Source organism: Pseudovibrio sp. W74 (assembly GCF_001623085.1).
Classification (GTDB): Bacteria; Pseudomonadota; Alphaproteobacteria; order Rhizobiales; family Stappiaceae; genus Pseudovibrio.
Window position 1 is genome coordinate 269,134 of the sequence record NZ_LMCJ01000057.1, and the last position, 19,952, is coordinate 289,085.

Genomic DNA, 19,952 nt, shown 5'->3' on the forward strand with positions numbered 1-19,952 from the left:
CTTACAGCAGAGCAATCCAGCGGCGGGAGATTTCCAGTCCCAACGCGTCGGCTCTTGGGCCGAATTTTGGTCCTTGCTCTTCCAGAATTTCGTTCCAGTGCGGCACCAGTTCATTGATTGGGCCATGGAAGCAGCCGTTCCAATGGTTCACCTGATCGACAGAACACTCAAAATGGAACTGGATGGCGTATGTAGCGCGGCCCATTTTGAAGGCCTGGTTGGGTGTCATCTCGCTGGATGCCAGATGTACGGCGTCTTTTGGCAGAGTATAAGTATCCGTGTGCAGAATGAAGATGTGGTCGTCTTCCTCGAAGGCGGAGATGACCGGATCTTGTTTGCCTTGCTCTGAGACTTGCAGTGGTAGCCAGCCAGCTTCCACCGGATTGCCCAAAATATTCTCGCCGCCGAATGTGCGTGCGATCAACTGACTTCCGAGGCAGATGCCCATCACCGGCTTATCAGCTTCGTGAAATGCAAGGATCGTGTCGCAAACGCCTTTCAGGAATGGGAACTCCTCATCTGCTCTGGCATGTTGCAAACCGCCCAGAACAACCAGCCCGCTGAACTTGGAGATGTCTGATGGCAGAGGATCACTTTCTGCCATGACACGCAGATCGATCGGCATTTTCGCTTCATCCAGTGCCTGTCCCAGCAGGCCAAGCGTTACGTTTTCGCAGTTTTCAATAACGAGAACGGTCATTCCAACTTCCTGTCATAAGCAGCTGTGCCTTCTTTATTGGGCATGCTGCATTTATCATTGTTTGGTAGAAACCCGACCTAAAACCTCTGTGGGCTTTTTAGGGACAGGCTCTAAGCTTCGTTTTCAAAGGCTCGCTTCATGCGTTGTTCCAAACCGCGAACGACCAGAGACAGCGAGACTGTCATGATGAGGTAGAGATACGCAACCACATTGTAAGTTTCAAAGAACTGAAATGTGGAGGCAGAATAGATTTTGCCAAGCTGAGTGATGTCTTGCACACCAAGCACGGAGACCAGCGCACTTTCCTTTATGAGTGCGATGAAGTCATTTCCAAGTGGCGGCAGGATGTTCTTGAGTGCTTGCGGCCAGATGATGAAGCGGAACGTATGCCATCTGGAAAGGCCAAGTGCCCGGCCTGCTTCCAACTGACCGTCATCCACGCTCTCAATACCTGCACGAAAAATCTCCGCAATGAAGGCAGAGTAGCCGATGGACAGCGCAATGATCGCACGCCAAAGCATGGAAAGATCGCGCACCCGCAGCTTGTCGACGATCTCCCATTCAATCAGCGGCCCCATGAGCCAGTTGTAAGCTGCAACCATTTGTGGGGCACCGACAAAGGCAATGTAGAAGAGCAGCACCAGCATTGGTACGCCGCGCATAATCTCGGTATAGAACGAACACAACTCACGGATAGCGCGGTGTTTAGACCCTCGCCCTAATGCGATGGCGAGTCCTACAATGCTGGCGATGATGAAAGAGACAAAGGTGACAAACAGGGTAATGCCGACACCTCTGAGAAGGGTCTCAAAGATCTGGCGATAATCACCGTTGGCGGCGATGAGCCAGAGAAAGAAAACTGCGAGAACAAATGATGCGAGCAACCACCATGGAAGCTTGTTCAACCGGGATCTTGTGGCAGAACGCATGCCCATCGCGTTTCCTTTAAATCTCGTTTGAATTTCCTGAAGAGATGCGGAAATCCGTAGTCATACCAGAAGCAGATTGTTGGGTGTATTTGCGTGCGAAAATCGGTTTCGACGCTCCTGCAATACCCAGACATAAAATGGCGGGTCGCAAGTACCCGCCAAAATCAACCAGGTTACTGTTAATTCTTGGACTTATAGTCGAAGAACCATTTTTGGTTCAGAGCATCCATGGTGCCATCTTCGCGCATGGAGTTAAGTGCTGCGTTGATCGGCTCGCGCAGATCAGAACCTGGTGTCAGAATGAAGCCGAAATCTTCAGAGCCGATTGGACCGCCAACAACTTTAAAGCTGTCTGGTGATGCTCCCATGTAGCCTGCTGCTGCAGTTGCATCCATCAGCACCATGTCGACATCATCAGCACGCAATGCCTGAACAGAAGCACCAAAGGTTTCGAACAGTTGGATGCGCTTGTTGTTTTCATCGCCATCCAACACAGCATAAACAGCGGTGTAGAAGTTTGTGGTGCCCGGCTGCGCGCCAACCAACAAGCCCGGATCGTCAGCAAAAGCTTTTGAGTTGTCGAAGCGGTCTTCATTCGCCCGCACCAACATGAACATCTCGGAGGTCATGTAAGGATCGGTGAAGTCGATCTGCTTTTCACGCTCTTCGTTTATGGTGATACCATCCATGCCCACATCAAACTGGCCCTGACGAACAGCTTCAATCATGCTGTCCCATGAGGCCAGGCGCCAGTCGACCTTCATGTTGAGGCGTTTCGCAATTTCATTGAACGCGTCATATTCCCAACCGATGCCTTCACCGGTCTTGGGGTCGGCAAAGTTCAAAGGTGTGTATGCATTTTCGGTTACGGCAACAACGGTGCGGCCCTTCAGATCTGGCAGATCCGTTGCGGAAGCAGCTGCTCCGAAACCGACAGAAAGAGCAAGAGTTGCTAATGCTAGTTTAAATTTCTTCATCATCGGGTATGTCCCCTCCAAGGAAAATTTGGCCACCACGTAGAAAAATCTGGCAGAATCACACCCGGCAGATGTTGACAGTTAGCCGATCAGTGAGCAATAGGATGCAGGTGATTGACCTGTAAAATACCGTAGTTAGCTTGAGTATTTACCCTGCAAATGCAGAGGCGGTCAACGAAAGCCTTGGTGATTTCCTAGGTTGTGCTACTGGTGTTAGAAGATACGGCTAAATGTCGTGGTGAACTTTTATAGACGGATATGTCGGTGCAAAAAGATCCCCTGAACAACGACGAGCCCTATCTTGAGGATGAGCATCACATGCCACTGGGCATAAGTTTGCTCAACTGGATCTCTGTTGGATTCCTGATCTATTTTCTTCTTTGTGCTGTTGGCCTCATTGAAGCGGGCTTTGTTGCTATTGGTCATCAGACAGCCGAGCAGATTTTTTCCTATGCCACCAATCCAATTGCAGGCGTGCTGGTTGGCGTTCTCACCACATCTTTAGTGCAGAGTTCTTCTGTCACCACGTCCATTGTGGTTGGCTTGGTTGCGGCAGGGATGCCAATCTCCATTGCCATTCCTATTGTGATTGGCGCCAACTTTGGAACGACACTCACCAACACATTCGTGAGCCTTGGTTATGCGCGGGACCGTGCAGATTTCCGGCGCGCCTTTAGTGCGGCGACAGTTCACGATGCGTTCAACCTGATTTGCCTGCTGATCTTTCTACCGCTGGAGTTGGCCTTTGGCTTTTTGCAGAAGATCGCTATGGCTGTTGGTGATTTCTTTACGGCGCTCGATCCTGCCGACAATCTGATCACCGCAAACTTCAACTTCGTCAATTACTTAACCGAGCCCGTCATTGGAGAAATCCGTGAGCTAGCCTATGGGCTGGCGCAACCGTGGAACGGCCTCGTGATTGCGGCAATTGGTTTTGTGATGATTGTTATCAGCATCACGTTTGTGAGCCAACTGCTCAAGCTATTGCTTGCCGGACATGCACGTCGTCTGGCTGAGACGATGACGTCTGTCGCTCCGTCCTCCGGCATTTTCACAGGGTTAATTGCGACCTTGCTGCTGCAGTCATCTTCAGCAACTACCAGCCTTATTGTACCGCTGGCGGGTTCTGGTGTTCTGACAACAAAGCAGGTTTATCCGTTCACACTTGGCGCAAATATTGGCACTTGTTTAACAGCAATTCTGGCTGCATTTGCTGTGACTGGGCAGCGAGAGCTGGCGTTTGAGATCGCGATTGTTCATCTGGTCTATAACGTACTGGGTGTTGTGTTGATCTACAGTTTGCCATTCACGCGCTATTTACCTGTACGCCTTGCCGAGTTTGTTGGTGACTTGGGTGCCCGTCGGTTTGTAGTTGCCGCCAGTTATGTGGTCGGTATTTTCTTTTTGATCCCCGCTCTTGGCATCTTCCTACTGAGCAGATAACCTAGCTCCAGTCATCTTTCCTTATTGCAGCGCTGTGCTCTTTCGTGTGCCAAAAGCTGCTCTCTATTTACATGAGCTTGTTGTTATGCCTTTGCAAAACCGTGTTGCTCCCAATGGTGAGCTGTGTGCTGTCCCTGCCCGTGGCATGTTCATGGGCAATCGTGGTGGCCGTATTCATGATCCAGAGACGCAGAAGCTGACTGGCCGAACGCATGCCTCTCGCAGGTGGCTGTGTTGCTCTACGACCTATAAAGACTGGCACCGTGATGTCTGGGGCAAGTTTTATACGGAACTCTTCTTCTTTGACGAGGTGACCGCGCTGGCCGCGGGCCATCGTCCTTGTTTCTTCTGCCGCAAGGAGGATGCACGTCGTTTTGCTGAGCATTGGAAATGCTGCGAAGGATTAGAGGTGCCCCCAAGCTCTGACGAAATGGATCTGGTTTTGCATTCCCAACGGTGCGGCCACAAGAAATCACCGGCTTCCCTTCCGCAGATCAATCCGCACGAGAATTGGCCGGAAGGTGCTGTGGTTCATTGTGGCGACAAGTTTTATGCTCTGAGGAACCGTAAATGGTGGAGCTGGAGTTTTGAGGGATACACGGCGGCTGACCGGGAGTTGCCCGAGGATGTTACTCTTATTACGCCGCCACAGATCATTGCGATCCTGAGAGATGGCTACAGCCCCAAATGGGGCATCTTTAATCTCTAATACTGACCTATAGACCTCTAAATCATTCGTTTTCCAAATGAATAGATGACGTTTATTCATTTGTTTCATCTCGCGATTTCATGCAGGAAGTTGCTTGGAACACTTTGAATTGGCAGGAATATTTCATGACAAGTGCTAGCGACGTTGATGCAGGCATTGCTATTTCTCGAAAGCCTCAAGCACTTAGTATGTTCGATCTCGCCCTTTATGGCACAACCGTATTTGCGTGGGGCTTCAGCTGGTACGCCTTGAAGTTGCAGGCGGTCATTACCCCTGAGATTGCACTTTTCTGGCGGTTTCTGTTTGCGACAATCCTAATGTGGGGCTGGGCCATTTTTGGCGGTCATAAGATGGCCTTTCCGCTGCGGGCTCATCTGAGCTTTGCGGGGCTTGGTCTGCTGCTGTTTTCAACCAACTTCCTTTTGTTTTATCATGGCTCACGAGAGCTGCCATCAGGTTTGCTGTCGGTGGTGTTTTCGCTTGCATCCGTGTTCAACATCGTCCTTGGCTTCGTTTTATTTAAGCAAAAAGTAAGCCGTGCGCTTGTGGTTGGTGCTGTTCTTGGTTTCTCTGGTATCTGTCTGATGTTTTATCAAGAGATTGCAGGCAGTACCTGGAATATCGCAGCGTTGGGCGGGCTTGGTCTATGTGCTTTGGGGACCTTAAGCTTCTGTTTTGGCAACATCGTTTCTGCACGTGCGACTGCCAAAAAGATCTCGGTTATCTCAGCCAGTGCATGGGGTATGGTGTACGGCGCTGTCCTTCTTGGTGTGAACGGCCTGCTACAAGGTGCCAGCTTTGAGGTTCCGTTTACGCCGGAGTTTATCTGGAGTTTCCTTTATATGGTGGTCATCGGCTCCATCGTTGCCTTTGGAGCTTATCTGACATTGCTTGGCCGGATCGGCTCTGCACGCGCAGGCTATGCGACAGTGATGTTCCCGATTGTAGCGCTTGGCGTTTCCACTGCGATGGAAGGTTACACCTGGACTGCAACATCCATTCTTGGCCTGATGTTTGCGCTGGGTGGCAACTGGATCGTGCTCAGCCGTTCTGCCAAAAAATAAGCCCGGGGTGTTGAACCACCGGACTTAAAGCACTTCAGTAGAGAAGTCGCTTATTCAGCGGCTTCTGTTTCCATTCCGTTATACTCCATCGTGACGTTACCAATGGACGCCACGATGTGATGGCAAAGCGCATCATGAACCGGCTCAATTGCCATTTGAGATCTGATGATGGTGATGTCGCAAGGTGGCAGTGGTGGCAGGCCTTCTTTTTCTCCAAGAATACGCTGTCCCTGACGCAACGCACTGGCTGGCAGGATTGCGATGGCCAGTCCGGCATTCACGGCACCAGCAAGAGCTGCGGCGCTGGCGCTGGTATAAACCACCTGATGCTGAACGTTCAGATGATCAAGCGCGGCAACGCCTGCCTGTCTCCATGAGCAAGTTGTTGGACCAACCGCAAGGCGCAATGGGCGCTGGTCATGGACGATATGCTCACGAGAGCCAATCCATTGAAGAGGCTCACGGCGCACAATCTGTCCTGGTACACTGGTACAGTCACCGCTGGTGACAATTCCCACGTCCAGATCACCCTTTTGGATTCGTCGCCCAATTTCGTTAGAGCTGGAACATTCCACATCCAAATTGATGCAAGGGTTCAGCCGATTAAATGCTGCAAGTACTTGTGGCAACAGTCGTTCTGCGTAGTCATCTGGCAGCCCGAGTCGGATTCGTCCGGCGATCTCAGGTTCATGAAACGCAGAGAGCGTTTCATCATTTAAAGCAACCATGCGCCGCGCATATTCGACAAGACGTCTTCCGTGTTCTGTTATCCTAGAGTTACGTCCGTCTTTCACAAATATTGGTTGTCCGATACGCTCCTCAAGCTTCTTCATTTGCATGGAAACAGCGGACTGAGTTTTATGTACGGCATCGCCAGCCTTGGTAAAACTTCCCAATTCTGCGACGGCCAGAAATGTTCTCAATTGATCAACATCGATCGAATAAGGCATGGGCTCCCTCCCATTTAACGATGATCAATCAATCACGATCTTGAATGGATTTCAATCGAAAACATTCTCTTGTTTGTCTACAACTTTTCGGTGATATTTGACGCATCGAACGACACCGTTCCCTCTTTTTTTAACCCCCTATACCAGTTCCAATGGATGGCCAGAGCAGCCTATCCAAACGGGAGAGTGATACCATGACGCTTGCATTCCCTACCCCTTCTGAATATCGCAACCCAAATCGCGCTAATGCAGGCACCTTTGAACCACTGACGCTGGCTCACACGTTGCACCTGCTGACAGCTTTGCCTCTAAAGCTCTGGAAACACTATCAGGATCGTCGCGCAATGGTTGAGCTTGCACGCTTGGAAGACCGTATGCTGGACGACATCGGCATTACTCGTGATGACGTTTTCAGCGCGCTTTCTGCTGGCGATGGCAAAGACCCAAGCTGGCATCTACGTATTCGCGCCAGCGAACGCCGCTGCGCCGAAATGGAAAAGCGCCGCCAGCGCGCATAATTTTTGTGGGAGCCTCAATTGGCGGCTCTACCCCTAATTGAACCGCCAAAAATTCATCACCCACATATGAAAAGGGCCTGCATTGCGCAGGCCCTTTTTCTTTTCCGATAACTCGGACTTATTCTTTGCAAGCCACTCAGGCAGAGGCTGCTGTTTTCTCAAAGGACTTCGCCAGATAATCACTCAAAGCATTTGCTGCTTTGAAATGGCTTTCCTTACCGCGAACCAGCTTGACCACGTAGTTTGGTAGCTGCGGCAGGCCTTCAAGTTCCAGCAGCCCAGCATCCGATGCTACAAGAGATGAGCGCGGCTGAATTGTGATTGCCATACCGCTTGCTGCTGTCATCTCAACAAGACCTGGATTGCTTGAACTGTATTGGATACGGAATGCGCGTTCATCATCCTCAAGCGCTTCAACAGCAGCTTTTCGGATGCGGCATTGTTCCAAGCCAACAGCCAGTGGCAATTCTCTTTCACTAGCAAGTTTAAAATTGCTGCCAGCTGCCCAAACGAGACGCTCGCTAGAAAGAACACTCCCCTCCCCAGCTTCGGCTTCATCTGCTAGGCTGCCGATGATGGCAAGATCCAGTTTGCCTTCTCCCAAAGCCTTACGAAGATCTGCTGCCGGTGCGCAGACGATGGATGCTTCAGCTTTTGGATTGTTCTTAGAGAACTCGAAGATAATCTTTGCGGTTCTGGTTTCGTCAATGCCTTCCGCAAGACCAAGACGAACCTTACCGGTCACTTCGCGTTCCGAGAACATAGCTAATGTCTCGTCATTCAAACGCAGCATCTGACGGGCATGGCGCAACAGTAGCTCACCATCCTCTGTCAGTTTCGAGTGCCGCCCTTCTCTCCGGAAGACCGTGCGCTCAAGCTTATCTTCCATACGACGCATTTGCATGGAAATCGCTGATTGCGTTTTATCAAGTTCTTCTGCTGCTCTTGTGAAGCTCCCAGTATCCGCAATCATTACCAGAGTTCGCAGAGAATCTAAGTCTAATAGTGCTGTCATGTCCCCAATCCATAACAATTTGATATGAATATACAGCAAACTGGTGGAAAGAAAACCGAGAGTTGGAATATAATACTTTATTATCGCAGTCGTTTCCCTCTTTTAGGGAGCTTAAGACGACTCATCACAATATTTCATATAATCAAACTTACTCTTATTCTGGGTTAGACTCTCGAAAGAATCCAATAGTCAAAATAAAATCCGAAAGAGATCAATCAACTTGGAGTTACGATATAAAAAACACCTAGTAATTCTCTCTGAGATAGAGAGTTATGCTAGATTAATTCATGTTGGTTTGTATTAGCTTGGACGATCAGGCTAGTTCTGAACTCTCGGTCTGAACGGAAACGGAGGAAATTGCAGTAAACAACTTCCTCAATTAGTGATCTTCATCACAAAAAGTTATCCTCAGATATATGTGAAATATTGTTACCTATGAGATCGAGTTGGCCAAAAAACGTCGCAATATTGCCGCCAAGCCTCACCCTGAGCTTGTTGCATTGCTGCCAAACCTCCAGACAAGGATGGCACACCCGATTCCTTCGCAGTGGATTGATGCGCCTTACGGCCTGATCCGTTCCCCGGAGACGATGGCTTCTTGGTTCGCCTGTTTTGCGTTGTAGATTCTTTTGGTGACTCATTGTGCTCATCAGAAGCTGAACTTGTGCCTTGCAGAGCATTTGTCCAGAATTCAAGCATCGGATTTTCTAATGGCATCATCTGCGACCAGAAAGCTTCCCGCGCATCCAAGATTGGGTTACGCGCAGCATCCGTGTCCTGATGTAACTCTGGGCATCCTTTTGCGAAGCCTTGCAAGTAGGCCTCCATCATAGTGCGCTGAGGTCCTGCCAGATAATTCTTCATCATGTTGCCATAGGAAAGCATCAGTAAAATGGGCATTAGCTCCATCCAGCTTTCAACATTCATGGCATCTTTGCGACTGAGGTGACGCTGCATAGCTGCACTGATGTTTTTATCGCCACTGAACATGCTCATGACTTGAGAGAGCATAGCCTGCTGTGGCAATCCGGTCATCCCTTGCCATTTAGACGGATCAGCCCAATTCATGTATGGGAACTCAGGAACACCTGCAGATTTTGCACCCGACTTTCCAGAGGGCGTTTCCTCTTTCTGCATGAAGGGCATAAAACCGTGGCTGGTCTCACAGTAGTCCTTATAGGCTTTTGCATAGTTTTGGCTGAGCATTTCCATAAGGGAAAACATATTGTTATTGGGATGTCGTAACATGAGGTTTTCCCCTCGTAAGCTTCTCACGGCTATTTAATCACTCATCAGACGTAACGTCAGTTCCCTAATTTTGGATGTAGTATTCTGCAAATATTATGTCTAAGAGACGAAATTTGATTGAATTGGGTTCAATAGTGATGCCCGCTCTAAACAATCCGGTAGACATCAACGGCCTCCTCACGGCCACGCAACTGATAATCTCCCAAATGTTTCGTATGAGATTTATCCCTGAGATGGTCCACCGTCGCGTTGCTGGCAAGGGCAATCACTCTGGCATCAGGATCCACCGTTTTGCCAAGCTCCTGTAGACGTGCAGCCACATTCACTGCATCTCCAACGACAGTATAGTTCATCCGCTCAATAGCACCGATGTTGCCGACAACAACGGTTCCTGTGTGAACTCCTATACGCAATCGTGGCTTTTCAGTCGCGCCCTCCTCGTTTTTAAGCTCTGTCTCCAGCCTTTGCGCAATGAGATGTACTGCATCAATAGCTGCTTGCGCGTGGTTTTCCATGGTTTCCGGAGCTCCCCAAAACGCCATACAACCATCACCAATGTATTTGTCGATGGTTCCATGGGTGTGGCTTATGCAATCGGCAAGCTCCTGGAAGTGCGTGTTGAGTAAGGACGTGGTCTCTTCTGCTGTCAGCTTAGAGGCAACACCAGTGAACCCAGCGATATCAGAGAACAAGATTGTCATCTCGCGAAGCTCCGTGCTGTTGAGACCTTCAAATTCTCGTTCCAGCAACACTCTGACAAGGTCCTTAGGCACATATCTGGAGAATGCGCTCAGAGCCACGCCTGCAGAGTTGAAGGCCTGGTTGGCTTGGTCAACCTCTTTAAGCCGCGACCTTGGCAGTGCACTCAGCCCTTCCATATTAAGTTTACGGATAGCATTTGCTTGGGTTCCGAGAGCCACAAACGGTCCTGCAAGTCTCCGGCCAATCAAAAACATAAGAAGCACACCGACAGCCAGAAAAGCCGTGGCTGCAACAAAGATTTTGTGCAGGTTCTCGAAGGGAACACTGAACTCAGACGCTAATACATAGCTACCGATGATGATGGGGAAGCGATTTCCGTTTCTCAAATCGTCATAAAGATACAGATAGGTGCCATGTGTGGTTGTGTCGATGTGGGCTTTATAATTGGTATTGAGAGACCTGCGATTGGCATTTTCAGACCAGATATTGCTCAGAGGTGTGTCCTGCAGATCTGAGATTAATGGGATCGGCTTTGCCTTACTCGGCTTGAAGCTCAGAAACGCTTGCTCTGAGCTCGCCAGAACTTGATCTCGCCCATAAAGGATAAACGGAATCTGGGAAGCCCGCCACTTGATGCGAGCCATCAGTTGACCGAGTAGAGATATTGGATAATCCAACGTGAGTTTAGAGATTGTATTGTCGACCGGATTTCTGATGTAGACGGCAAACTGCATAAACGTTTCGCCTATGCCCTCATCGTAATACGGAGGAGCCCAGCGATGATTACCGACTTCCATATCCTGTTCATTAGGAGGCATGACCACCATCTGCTGAACCGGCTGGCTCGCATGATCTAACTGAACCGAGATCCGTCGCCCAGTCGGGAAGGTGTAGGAAATCCGCTTGATATTGGTCTGGCGTGATAGGATGGAAATCAACTGCTCACGCAAAGCGACAGGCGCATTGTAGATTAGTGGATCTGACAGGACTTCAGCCGCCAACAGCCCCATCCGTTCTTCATTGCGGAAGAAATCTTCAACAACCTCAAGACCACGTTCGACAATGAGAGCCCCGGTTTCGCGCATAATGACGGTTGTCTGACGGTTTGTGGCATCAGATACATAAAGGAGCATGGAACCGCCAATTAAGGCCAGCAGCATCGCCGCACCAATGCTGAAGACGGCGGAGATGGACAGGCGCCATCTTTTGCGATCTTTCTTTTTTGAGCTCTCTTTTTGGGGCTGCTTTTCAGCGTCAGCAGTCTTGTTGTTCAGGTCCATTCAGGCCTCCATTTGGAGGTACCTTAGAACCAATCTCCCAATTTTGCCTGAACAACGGCCAAAGCCGCGACGGCAGCTGTGTCTGCTCTTAAAATCCGTGGGCCGAGCGGGATAGCATGTACAAATGGTTTGCTATGCAAAAGCGCACGCTCTTCCTCAGAGAAACCGCCTTCCGGGCCGATTAATACGGCCAGAGGTCCTTTAGGAACATCTTTCAGTACATCCAACGGATTGTGCGTCCCATGGCCTTCGTCACAGAAGATAATCTGACGATCACCTTCTTCTTGCCCCCACGCAGAAAGAAGTTTCTTAAGTTGCTGCGGCTCCAATACGGAGGGGATTGAAAGCACGCCGCACTGTTCACAGGCTTCAAGCGCATTGGATTCCATGCGCTCCAGCTTCACCTTTGGGTTTTGGGTGAACTGGGTGAGCACCGGGCGTAAGCGCCCTGCTCCCATCTCCACGGCCTTTTGAACCATATAATCCAGACGCGCCAGTTTCAGCGGTGCAAACAGATAGTCCAAGTCTGGCATCGGTGTCTGCTCACGCAGCTGCTCAGTCACAATCAGCTGACAGGACTTACGCCCCGTCGGCAGTATCTGGGCCCGCCACTCTCCATGCTTGCCGTTGAAGACGAGCACGTCGCCTCCCTCCTTCATACGAAGGACATTCAGAAGGTAGTTGGCCTGTGCGCGGTCTGCCTCCAATTGAAGGCCTGCGCGGAGATTTTGATCGACAAATAAACGTTGCATGCGAAACTCATAGCGGGACATGGGGGCACCATATGCCAAGCACACGGCAGATACCACTTTGCGCTTAAAGATTTGCTGGTGAGAACTCAATGTCTCAACAGGTGGAAGCGCTTCTCACGGTTCCCCTTTGCAATTGTCACGGGCTACACTAAGAGAGAATGGTTTACTTTTTGCCGCATATGAAAGAAGTCTGACATTGTCTGAACGCTCCAACATTGCTGAATATACCGTCTCCGAGATTTCCGGTGATATCAAACGCGAGCTTGAGGACAAGTTTGGTTATATCCGTGTGCGGGGCGAGCTGGGTCGTGTGAGCAAACCAGCTTCAGGGCATATCTATCTGGATGTGAAAGACGACAAGTCCGTGCTTTCCGGCATTATCTGGCGTGGCAATGCTTCACGGCTCAAGGTGCAGCCAGAGCAAGGTCTTGAAGTCATTGCGACGGGTAAAATCACCACCTTTCCCGGGCAATCCAAATACCAGATGGTGATTGATAGCCTTGAACCAGCCGGCGCCGGGGCGTTGATGGCACTGCTGGAGGAGCGCAAGCGCAAACTGGCGGCAGAAGGTTTGTTTGCAGAAGAGCGCAAGGTTGCCTTACCACGTATGCCACGCGTGATTGGCGTTGTTACGTCTCCAACAGGCGCGGTTATTCGCGATATCCTGCACCGCATCAGCGACCGCTTTCCTTTGCATGTTTTGGTTTGGCCAGTTCGCGTACAGGGTGAGAGCTGCGGCTCCGAAGTTGCTACTGGTATTCGCGGTTTTAACGCACTTGAGGCAAACGGAGCGATCCCACGCCCTGATGTTCTGATCGTTGCGCGTGGTGGTGGCTCGATTGAAGACCTCTGGGGCTTTAATGATGAAGCTGTGGTTCGTGCGGCAGCAGACTCTCAAATCCCACTGATTTCAGCTGTTGGCCACGAGACAGACTGGACACTGATTGATTTGGCCGCCGATGTGCGTGCACCAACACCAACTGGTGCGGCTGAGTTTGCAGTTCCGGTAAAGGCTGAGATGACCGCCCAGGTGGACGATTTATCTCGTCGTCTCTCAACGGGCCTGTTGCGCTTGATCCAAACACGCCGGACAGAACTGCGGGCAGCAAGTGCTGCACTTCCTGCTCCACGAGACCTTCTCGCTCTTCCACGCCAGCGCTTTGATATGGTGGCGGGTCGTCTTGAGCACGGCCTGAAGATGAACACGCAAATCCACCGGAACTCTCTGACAGCAGTTTCTTCCGGATTGCGCCCAATCACGCTTGAGCGTCAGGTTGCGCAAGGACGAGAACGCCTTCAGGTGCTGAAAGATCGAGCTGTTGCAGCGTTTTCTAACCAGGTACAACGACAGCGTTTACGTCTCACCAACTCTGCCGGACTTTTAGGATCGCTAAGTTATGAGCGGGTGATCGAGCGCGGGTACGCGGTGGTGCGTGATGAGGCTGGTGTTCCACTGGCTAGCGCGCAGGATGTTCAGGCGGGGCAAGCCCTGAAGCTGGAGATGAAGGGTGGTACTGTTGGTGCTGTAGCTGATGGAGGTGGTGTAACACCAACACCGCCACGAGCAGTAAGGCAAGTGTCAAAACCTGTCGTTGAGGCTACTGCGGAGCCGACTTCTCCTCCAAAGAACTTGGAAGAGCATGTGGCTCAGACAAAAGCAAAGCAGGCTAAGCCTTCTCCGAGAAAGAAGAAAAATGTGGTTGACCCAGACGCGCAAGGCAGCTTGTTTTAGAAGTGTTTACGGAGGAATACCCTCTATATCCTCATTATTGCGTGATTAAGAGATCGGGACTATATTGAGGAAGAGAAAGGGAGCTACTGCCCCTTTCCCGATGGCTTATTTTAGATTTGCGCGGAACCAGAGTACCAGTCTGTTCCGTGCTTTTTCTATTTTGAACTTAAGTTCAAGCTTCATCCATCTACCACCTCCTTCACCAGGCATTGCTACGATCGGAGTGCCTAATCTCTCCGATTGCGTGGACTGGCTCACGCTGCAGCTTTGCAAAGGAGATGGGTTTCTGGATGCTATCGAGCTTCGGTAGAAATCACTATCCGAGAGACTAAGGGGTATGTGTGGCCCAAGCGAGATAAAGGCAGATCAGGCGGAGACACTCGATAATTCAACAGGCTCCTTAAGCAAGGCAAGATGGAAGCTTCCGTTTTGCTTGAAACCGATAGCCTCATAAGCTTTTGCTGCCGCTGGATTATCGGTGAACAGAACCGATCTCTTTACGCCTTGTTTCTTCACCAGATCCAGTGTGAGTGCAACGGCGGCTCTGGCATATCCATTGTTGCGATGTTCTGGTGGTGTCCAGACAGGGCCGACTTGCACGATTTCTGCGAGGGTTGCATTAAATCCGCTCAGTGCAACAGGTTGCTCTCTATCCAGCAAGACCCATGCATTGCCGCTTTTTTGCATTTCCACTAGGCGGTTTGTGATGTGTTTGTCATGCTCTTCGCTGGCTTCACCGTCAAAGGCTTCCAGCTCATACGCTTTTAGCCAATCGAACAGTAATGACGTATCAGCTTCTGACGTTGGGATCAGACTGAACTGATCGCTAGTTGCTTTCTCAGAGAGTTGCAGGTCCTCCAAGGCCAGTTGATAGAGGCCTTCGCTGCGGTTGGTATTGTAGGCATTTGCGGGAAAGTTCAGTTTGTTCAATACAAAACTGGTTTGCTCACCATCACCAACCATTCCGGCAACCGGGCGATTTACAACTTCACGGAAGTGCGAACTGAGAGTTTCCAGAGCGTTCAAGTCAGGTGCCTGAGACATCAAGTTACCGTTCCAGAACTGTGCCAAAACACCCTTTAACTCGTCAGCTTCATCGTAAGCGCCCCAATACTCTCCCGAATAGAGCTCGCCCGTATATTCAAGGCCAGTTTGTTCGATGTTGTTGAGCAAAAACATTGAGCTGTAGACGTGCTTCATCAAGAACGACCAGACTATCTCTTGATGTTGATTGGATAATTTTTTGATTTTCATGGCAATGCTCTTTGTTGGAAACCACAGAGTATGGCGCAATAAAAAACCCCGGTCCACTGACCGGGGTTTTCCATTATCTCAATTGAACAGCCATTTTACATCAAGGATGGCAGGAAAGTTATGATTGCCGGGAAAGCCACCAAGACAGCTACAGTCACCACATCCGCTACAAAGAACGGTGTCGCACCGCGGAAGACTTCCTGAACCGGGATGTCTGGACGCACACCGGAGACCACGAAACAGTTCAAGCCAATGGGCGGTGTAATCAGGCAGAGCTCGGCCATCTTCACAACGATGATGCCGAACCAGATTGCACAGGCTGCACCGGACATGCCGAGTGTGCTTTCTGCCGCGCTGACATCGAGACCACCATTCAGTGCCATGATCGCTGGGAAGACCACTGGAAGAGTGAGAACCAGCATACCGATTGCATCCATGAACATGCCAAGCACAGCATACCCAAGCAGAATGCAAACAATGATCATCATTGGTGGATAATCGAGTGCAACAATGAACTCACGGAATGCATCCGGAAGGCCTGCAAAGCCGAGGAAACGGACATAGACGAGCACGCCCCAGATGAGCGTGAAGATCATCACCGTCAGCTTTGCTGTCTCGTGAAGGGCCAGGAAAAGCTGCTTGGTACGCATGCCTTTGTAAAACGCGGCCAGCAGCACCACAAATGCACCACACGCACCCGCTTCTGTTGGTGTTGCAAAGCCGAAATAGAGGCTGCTGAAGATGATCAAGATCACGCCAATGATAGGGAACGTGCCGGGTACAGATTCAAAGCGCTCTTTCCAGCTGTAGCCACAGATTGCAGGTGCTCCGCCCTGCCATGCGGCGATGACATAAATGATGGCTGCATAGATGAGAACGGAAACAACACCGGGCAAGAAACCTGCCATGAGGAGTTTACCAACGCTCTCTTCCACCAAAATGGCGTAGATCACGAGGATCGCACTTGGCGGGATAAGCGAGGCCAGTGTTCCACCAGCCGCAACCACTGCGGCAGAAAGGCGTTTGGAGTAGCCTGCTTCCAACATTTCCGGGATAGCGACACGGGCGAACACGGCAGAGGTTGCTGTCGATGCACCTGATACAGCTGCAAAACCTGCTGTGGCGAAAACGGTGCCGATTGCCAAGCCACCTGGAAGCCAACCAAGCCAGCGCTTTGAGGCTTCAAACAGCTGCTTTGTAAGGCCAGCGTAATAGGCCAGAAAGCCGATCAGGATGAAGGTGGGCAAAACGGACAGTGCGTAGGTTACAGATTTGGAATGCGGGATCGTGCCAGCCATTTTTGCAGCGGTCATGACACCGCGTTCAAACCCGAGGCGCATGGAAAAGATTGCGACCATGCCCATAATGCCAACGAACGCTGCCGCAAAGGCAACGCGAACACCAATGATGACGAGGAGCAAGAGCATCCCGGTCATGATGAGGCCGATATCAAACGGGGTCATGATACACCTCCATGGGCAAGTGTTCTCATTTCAGGCTCCTCTTCTCCGTTTTCGGCGGAATGGAATGTCTCCTCAATTTCAGCTTTTGCATGCTGAGCAGCATCCATCACGTGCGGCAAATCCAGAACTGAGGCTGACGGGTTGATGATCAGGCGGGAGTAGCCAAACAGCTGAAGAACCAGGCGAAGCCACAACAAAGACAATGCAAGTGGAACAATAAACTTGGACGGCCAGGTCGGGATGGAAATATCCATCGTGCTGTCCCCAAAGGTCCATGCACGATCAAAGTGCAGGAAGGAGCCATACATCAACACCGATACAACGAGGAGGATTGCCAGCACACCGAGGAACTCTGCAATCCACTGAGTACGACCTCTGAAGATGCCGATTACCAACTCCATACGGATATGGCCGCCAACACGCTGACAATAAGCGATGCCCATGAACGCAAACACGGCCATGGCTTGCTCTGTAATATCAATAAAACCGGGTACGGGCTGGTTGAACAAGTTGCGTCCAGCGACCTGAACGACAGCCAGCAACATCAAGACGAGGATGGATGTTGCTGCAATGAGGTTGAACAGGTTTTCGATTTTCCCCAACACGCCGTTAAAGCGGAGATAGGCCATATCCGACTTAGGATATGAGGGGCCGTTTGATTTGGACATGTTATCAGCCCGATTTTAAGAGAAATGTTGTGCCCTGCTCTGAGCGAGTACATTCGAGCAGGCTCTTAAATAAACCTCCGATGAGCAGCCCCATCGGATTAAAAAAGGCGCACCAAACAAGGTGCGCCTTTTGATAGGTAATTACTTACCTGCAATTGTGTTTTGTACGAGCGTGAGCAGTTCTGCTGCTGGGAGACCCTTTGCAGACATGTCTTCAACCCACTTATCCCAGATAGGCTTACCGGCAACAGCCTTGAAACCTTCAAGCTCTTCTTCGGTAAAGGAGATTTGCTTTACACCGTTTGCTTCCAGAGCTGGATAGAACTTGTCGTAGACCTTTGCGTAGGTGTCCAGGTAGTGCTGAACTGCAGGGGCTACACTTTCATCCAGTGCCTTTTGGAACTCAGGTGACAGCATGTCGTAGGCGTCATTGCTGACGACAACCGGGCAGCTCACGGTGCCTGGGTTCAGGTTGTTGGTCCACCAGCTGCCAGCTTCCACTGTTTTGAATGACAGGTGTGCATGAGGTGCAAAAGCAACGGCCTGCACGGTACCAGAATCAATCGCCTGATACGCCTCAGAAGCTGTCACGGTTGTTGGAACAGCGCCAATGGTCTTCATCGCATTACCAACGCCACCAAGAGCACGCACACGCATGCCTTCAAAATCGGCCAGCTTTGCAGGTGCATCGCCTTTACCCAGCAGGTTGTACTGCGGCATTGGAGATGGCATCAGCAGTTTTGCATTCCAACGGCCCAGGTCCTCTTGAACTGCAGGGTGATTGTAGAGCGCAAAATCTACCTTTACCTGAGTTTCCAGATCTGGCACGCCGAGGAATGGCAGATCGGTGGTGGTCAATGTCGGGTTTTTGTCTGCATGGTAAGATGCACAGAACTGTGCCATCTCGAACGCACCGATGGAGATACCATCAAGGTTTTCGCGAGATTTGGAGAGTGCTCCACCGTAATGCAGCTTGATTTCGAATTTGCCGTTTGTGCGTGCCGCCACTTCTTCCGATAGCTTTTCAACGTGCTCGGTAAATGCACGTCGTTTGCCCCACAACGAGACATTCCAGGTCACATCTGCAGCCAGAGCTTCGCCCACAAATGCGGAGCCCATTGTTGCTGCGAGCGCAGCTGTCGCAACCTTAAGATTTTTCATTTATAAACTCCCGAAAATAAATTGGCCGTCCTTGCAATAGGCGCAAATCCAGCCCCTCCCTGAATTCCGTCAGATATAGAAATATCACAATTTTCTCAGTAATAAACCTTAGTAATTCGAAGATTTAATGACTATTCACATGCCCCTAGGTTCATTCGTTCAAAATATCTTTGCAGGGTGCAAGTGTATAAAAACTCTGCTTTTATTCAGCCAATGAGTTCTTCTTTGCCTAAAGTATAAAGACTTTAAGTATACCTATTTGGGTCGAAACTGGGCTACCTTACACTCCCTTACTTATAATAATAGTGAAACTGCATTATTTTTCAAAACCTTATCCCAATGATTAAGGTTGACAAGGATCAAAGCAGCTATTGCAATGCTGACCTAATATTTCAGGCGAGGGACAACCTCCCGTACCGCTAAGAAATAGAGGGCAAGGAGACAAGGCTTATGGCAATCAAAGACATTCTCACCATTACAGACCTGAACGGCGATCAAACAGCATCTAAGGTTGCTGTTGAATTTGCCCGTCAGGCAGGTGCACATGCGACGGGGCTTGCGCTGGCATTCGAGCCAATCGTGCCCGGTTTTCTGGCTGCACCAATGCCAACCGATTATTTGCAGGTTGCTAAAAATCAGGCCATCGATGCTGCCAAGACTTCTACTGAGAAGTTCAAAGGCTATGCAGAACTCGCTGGTATCTCCACTGAAACTCGTGTGGAAGAGATCGTCACCGGTGGCAGCCTTGAATCCATCATGGGTCATTGCCGCTTGAGCGACATGGTTGTGATTGGTCAGGACAACCCTGAAGCACCTGAGCCAATGCGCGAAATGCTGATCGAAGGCCTGCTGTTCGAATCTGGCGTGCCTACGCTGATCGTTCCATTCATCTCCAAAGGTGATTTTAAGCCGAAGAAAGTTGTTTTGGCTTGGGATGGCAGCGCAACGGCAGCACGTGCAGTGCATGCAGCGCTTCCAATTCTGGAAATGGCAGAGCATGTTACAATCGTGATCGTGAACAAAGGTCTGCCTCTTGAAGGTGAGCCAGGTTCCGACATTGCAACGTACCTTGCTCGCCACGACCTGGAGATCAATGTTGATGTGATCAACAACCCACCAATCGGTGTTGGCGATGCGCTTCTCAACTATGTCTCAGAAAATGGCACAGACCTGCTTGTTATGGGTGGTTACGGTCACAGCCGTATGCGTGAATATCTCGTAGGTGGAGCGACCCGCGACATTCTGCATTCCATGACTATTCCAGTTCTGATGGCTCACTAATTTAGTCGGGGGACGTCCCATTTTGTCTCCCGATCCTTGCCCATTTTGAAAGGGAGAGAGGTGTCGCTTTGCTGTCGCACCTCTCTTCTATTTTGAAGATCAAACG

Annotated in this window: 18 protein-coding genes; 6 read left to right on the forward strand and 12 right to left on the reverse strand. The window is 50.4% G+C overall.

Features of this window, described 5'->3' with window-relative positions; all coding sequences use genetic code 11:
• Position 1: 1 nt before the first annotated feature.
• The 3 genes from PsW74_RS24185 to PsW74_RS24195 form a co-directional block, all read right to left on the reverse strand.
• The gene (locus PsW74_RS24185; RefSeq protein WP_063287127.1) at positions 2 to 700 is read right to left on the reverse strand and encodes a type 1 glutamine amidotransferase; all 699 of its coding nucleotides are present in this window, start codon (positions 698 to 700) and stop codon (positions 2 to 4) included.
• A gap of 110 nt (positions 701 to 810) precedes the next feature.
• Positions 811 to 1,635 carry an amino acid ABC transporter permease gene (locus tag PsW74_RS24190; protein WP_063287126.1) on the reverse strand — a complete coding sequence of 275 codons (825 nt, stop codon included), beginning with the start codon at positions 1,633 to 1,635 and terminating at the stop codon, positions 811 to 813.
• Positions 1,636 to 1,808: 173 nt separating this feature from the next.
• On the reverse strand, positions 1,809 to 2,606 hold the full coding sequence (locus PsW74_RS24195; RefSeq protein WP_208980525.1) for a transporter substrate-binding domain-containing protein: 798 nt from the start codon (positions 2,604 to 2,606) through the stop codon (positions 1,809 to 1,811).
• A gap of 258 nt (positions 2,607 to 2,864) precedes the next feature.
• Here PsW74_RS24195 and PsW74_RS24200 point away from each other — a divergent pair, with 258 nt between their 5' ends.
• The 3 genes from PsW74_RS24200 (at position 2,865) to PsW74_RS24210 (ending at position 5,822) form a co-directional block, all read left to right on the forward strand.
• On the forward strand, positions 2,865 to 4,049 hold the full coding sequence (locus tag PsW74_RS24200) for a Na/Pi symporter (protein ID WP_193757737.1): 1,185 nt from the start codon (positions 2,865 to 2,867) through the stop codon (positions 4,047 to 4,049).
• An 85-nt stretch (positions 4,050 to 4,134) separates the two neighbouring features.
• On the forward strand, positions 4,135 to 4,758 hold the full coding sequence (locus PsW74_RS24205; protein ID WP_063287426.1) for a hypothetical protein: 624 nt from the start codon (positions 4,135 to 4,137) through the stop codon (positions 4,756 to 4,758).
• Between the two features lie 125 nt (positions 4,759 to 4,883).
• Positions 4,884 to 5,822, forward strand: coding sequence for an EamA family transporter (locus PsW74_RS24210; RefSeq protein ID WP_063287124.1), 939 nt, complete (start codon positions 4,884 to 4,886; stop codon positions 5,820 to 5,822).
• Between the two features lie 50 nt (positions 5,823 to 5,872).
• On the opposite strand, the gene PsW74_RS24215 is transcribed toward PsW74_RS24210, so the two are convergent.
• Entirely contained in the window at positions 5,873 to 6,772 is a 900-nt protein-coding gene (locus PsW74_RS24215; RefSeq protein WP_057463767.1) for a LysR substrate-binding domain-containing protein, read from the reverse strand.
• Positions 6,773 to 6,966: 194 nt separating this feature from the next.
• Here PsW74_RS24215 and PsW74_RS24220 point away from each other — a divergent pair, with 194 nt between their 5' ends.
• Positions 6,967 to 7,290 (forward strand): DUF1127 domain-containing protein, encoded by a 324-nt coding sequence (locus PsW74_RS24220; protein WP_057463768.1) that lies wholly within the window; start codon positions 6,967 to 6,969, stop codon positions 7,288 to 7,290.
• 136 nt (positions 7,291 to 7,426) lie between these two features.
• Here the strand turns inward: PsW74_RS24220 and PsW74_RS24225 are convergent, their stop codons facing one another.
• From PsW74_RS24225 to PsW74_RS24240, 4 genes are all read right to left on the reverse strand, one after another.
• Positions 7,427 to 8,305, reverse strand: coding sequence for a LysR family transcriptional regulator (locus PsW74_RS24225; protein WP_063287123.1), 879 nt, complete (start codon positions 8,303 to 8,305; stop codon positions 7,427 to 7,429).
• Positions 8,306 to 8,734: 429 nt separating this feature from the next.
• On the reverse strand, positions 8,735 to 9,553 hold the full coding sequence (locus tag PsW74_RS24230) for a hypothetical protein (protein WP_208988130.1): 819 nt from the start codon (positions 9,551 to 9,553) through the stop codon (positions 8,735 to 8,737).
• Positions 9,554 to 9,699: 146 nt separating this feature from the next.
• Positions 9,700 to 11,535, reverse strand: a complete 1,836-nt coding sequence (locus PsW74_RS24235) for an adenylate/guanylate cyclase domain-containing protein (protein ID WP_063287121.1) — start codon at positions 11,533 to 11,535, stop codon at positions 9,700 to 9,702.
• A gap of 23 nt (positions 11,536 to 11,558) precedes the next feature.
• Positions 11,559 to 12,287, reverse strand: a complete 729-nt coding sequence (locus tag PsW74_RS24240; protein WP_082830698.1) for a 16S rRNA (uracil(1498)-N(3))-methyltransferase — start codon at positions 12,285 to 12,287, stop codon at positions 11,559 to 11,561.
• 196 nt (positions 12,288 to 12,483) lie between these two features.
• Here PsW74_RS24240 and xseA point away from each other — a divergent pair, with 196 nt between their 5' ends.
• Positions 12,484 to 14,019: an exodeoxyribonuclease VII large subunit gene (xseA, locus tag PsW74_RS24245; protein WP_063287120.1), complete on the forward strand. Its 1,536-nt coding sequence runs from the start codon at positions 12,484 to 12,486 to the stop codon at positions 14,017 to 14,019.
• Between the two features lie 366 nt (positions 14,020 to 14,385).
• On the opposite strand, the gene PsW74_RS24250 is transcribed toward xseA, so the two are convergent.
• The 4 genes from PsW74_RS24250 to PsW74_RS24265 all read right to left on the reverse strand — a co-directional run bounded on the left by PsW74_RS24250 (position 14,386) and on the right by PsW74_RS24265 (position 18,565).
• Positions 14,386 to 15,273, reverse strand: a complete 888-nt coding sequence (locus tag PsW74_RS24250) for a GNAT family N-acetyltransferase (RefSeq protein ID WP_063287424.1) — start codon at positions 15,271 to 15,273, stop codon at positions 14,386 to 14,388.
• 95 nt (positions 15,274 to 15,368) lie between these two features.
• On the reverse strand, positions 15,369 to 16,736 hold the full coding sequence (locus tag PsW74_RS24255; protein WP_063287119.1) for a TRAP transporter large permease: 1,368 nt from the start codon (positions 16,734 to 16,736) through the stop codon (positions 15,369 to 15,371).
• Entirely contained in the window at positions 16,733 to 17,404 is a 672-nt protein-coding gene (locus PsW74_RS24260) for a TRAP transporter small permease (RefSeq protein WP_063287118.1), read from the reverse strand. The genes PsW74_RS24255 and PsW74_RS24260 overlap by 4 nt, the downstream gene beginning before the upstream one ends.
• A 141-nt stretch (positions 17,405 to 17,545) precedes the next feature.
• Positions 17,546 to 18,565 (reverse strand): C4-dicarboxylate TRAP transporter substrate-binding protein, encoded by a 1,020-nt coding sequence (locus PsW74_RS24265; RefSeq protein ID WP_063287117.1) that lies wholly within the window; start codon positions 18,563 to 18,565, stop codon positions 17,546 to 17,548.
• 450 nt (positions 18,566 to 19,015) lie between these two features.
• On the opposite strand from PsW74_RS24265, the gene PsW74_RS24270 reads away from it, so the two are divergent.
• Positions 19,016 to 19,846 carry a universal stress protein gene (locus tag PsW74_RS24270; RefSeq protein WP_057463776.1) on the forward strand — a complete coding sequence of 277 codons (831 nt, stop codon included), beginning with the start codon at positions 19,016 to 19,018 and terminating at the stop codon, positions 19,844 to 19,846.
• Positions 19,847 to 19,952 lie beyond the last annotated feature (106 nt).

What these genes read in the sequence shown, in the direction of transcription:
- PsW74_RS24240 (WP_082830698.1), bottom strand. Translation starts at nt 12,287, where the DNA reads ATGCAACGTTTATTTGTCGATCAAAATCTCCGCGCAGGCCTTCAATTG.
- PsW74_RS24185 (WP_063287127.1), bottom strand. Translation starts at nt 700, where the DNA reads ATGACCGTTCTCGTTATTGAAAACTGCGAAAACGTAACGCTTGGCCTG.
- PsW74_RS24215 (WP_057463767.1), bottom strand. Translation starts at nt 6,772, where the DNA reads ATGCCTTATTCGATCGATGTTGATCAATTGAGAACATTTCTGGCCGTC.
- PsW74_RS24265 (WP_063287117.1), bottom strand. Translation starts at nt 18,565, where the DNA reads ATGAAAAATCTTAAGGTTGCGACAGCTGCGCTCGCAGCAACAATGGGC.
- PsW74_RS24260 (WP_063287118.1), bottom strand. Translation starts at nt 17,404, where the DNA reads ATGTCCAAATCAAACGGCCCCTCATATCCTAAGTCGGATATGGCCTAT.
- PsW74_RS24270 (WP_057463776.1), top strand. Translation starts at nt 19,016, where the DNA reads ATGGCAATCAAAGACATTCTCACCATTACAGACCTGAACGGCGATCAA.
- PsW74_RS24230 (WP_208988130.1), bottom strand. Translation starts at nt 9,553, where the DNA reads ATGTTACGACATCCCAATAACAATATGTTTTCCCTTATGGAAATGCTC.
- PsW74_RS24200 (WP_193757737.1), top strand. Translation starts at nt 2,865, where the DNA reads ATGTCGGTGCAAAAAGATCCCCTGAACAACGACGAGCCCTATCTTGAG.
- PsW74_RS24195 (WP_208980525.1), bottom strand. Translation starts at nt 2,606, where the DNA reads ATGAAGAAATTTAAACTAGCATTAGCAACTCTTGCTCTTTCTGTCGGT.
- PsW74_RS24190 (WP_063287126.1), bottom strand. Translation starts at nt 1,635, where the DNA reads ATGGGCATGCGTTCTGCCACAAGATCCCGGTTGAACAAGCTTCCATGG.
- PsW74_RS24255 (WP_063287119.1), bottom strand. Translation starts at nt 16,736, where the DNA reads ATGACCCCGTTTGATATCGGCCTCATCATGACCGGGATGCTCTTGCTC.
- PsW74_RS24220 (WP_057463768.1), top strand. Translation starts at nt 6,967, where the DNA reads ATGACGCTTGCATTCCCTACCCCTTCTGAATATCGCAACCCAAATCGC.
- PsW74_RS24225 (WP_063287123.1), bottom strand. Translation starts at nt 8,305, where the DNA reads ATGACAGCACTATTAGACTTAGATTCTCTGCGAACTCTGGTAATGATT.
- PsW74_RS24235 (WP_063287121.1), bottom strand. Translation starts at nt 11,535, where the DNA reads ATGGACCTGAACAACAAGACTGCTGACGCTGAAAAGCAGCCCCAAAAA.
- PsW74_RS24210 (WP_063287124.1), top strand. Translation starts at nt 4,884, where the DNA reads ATGACAAGTGCTAGCGACGTTGATGCAGGCATTGCTATTTCTCGAAAG.
- PsW74_RS24205 (WP_063287426.1), top strand. Translation starts at nt 4,135, where the DNA reads ATGCCTTTGCAAAACCGTGTTGCTCCCAATGGTGAGCTGTGTGCTGTC.
- PsW74_RS24250 (WP_063287424.1), bottom strand. Translation starts at nt 15,273, where the DNA reads ATGAAAATCAAAAAATTATCCAATCAACATCAAGAGATAGTCTGGTCG.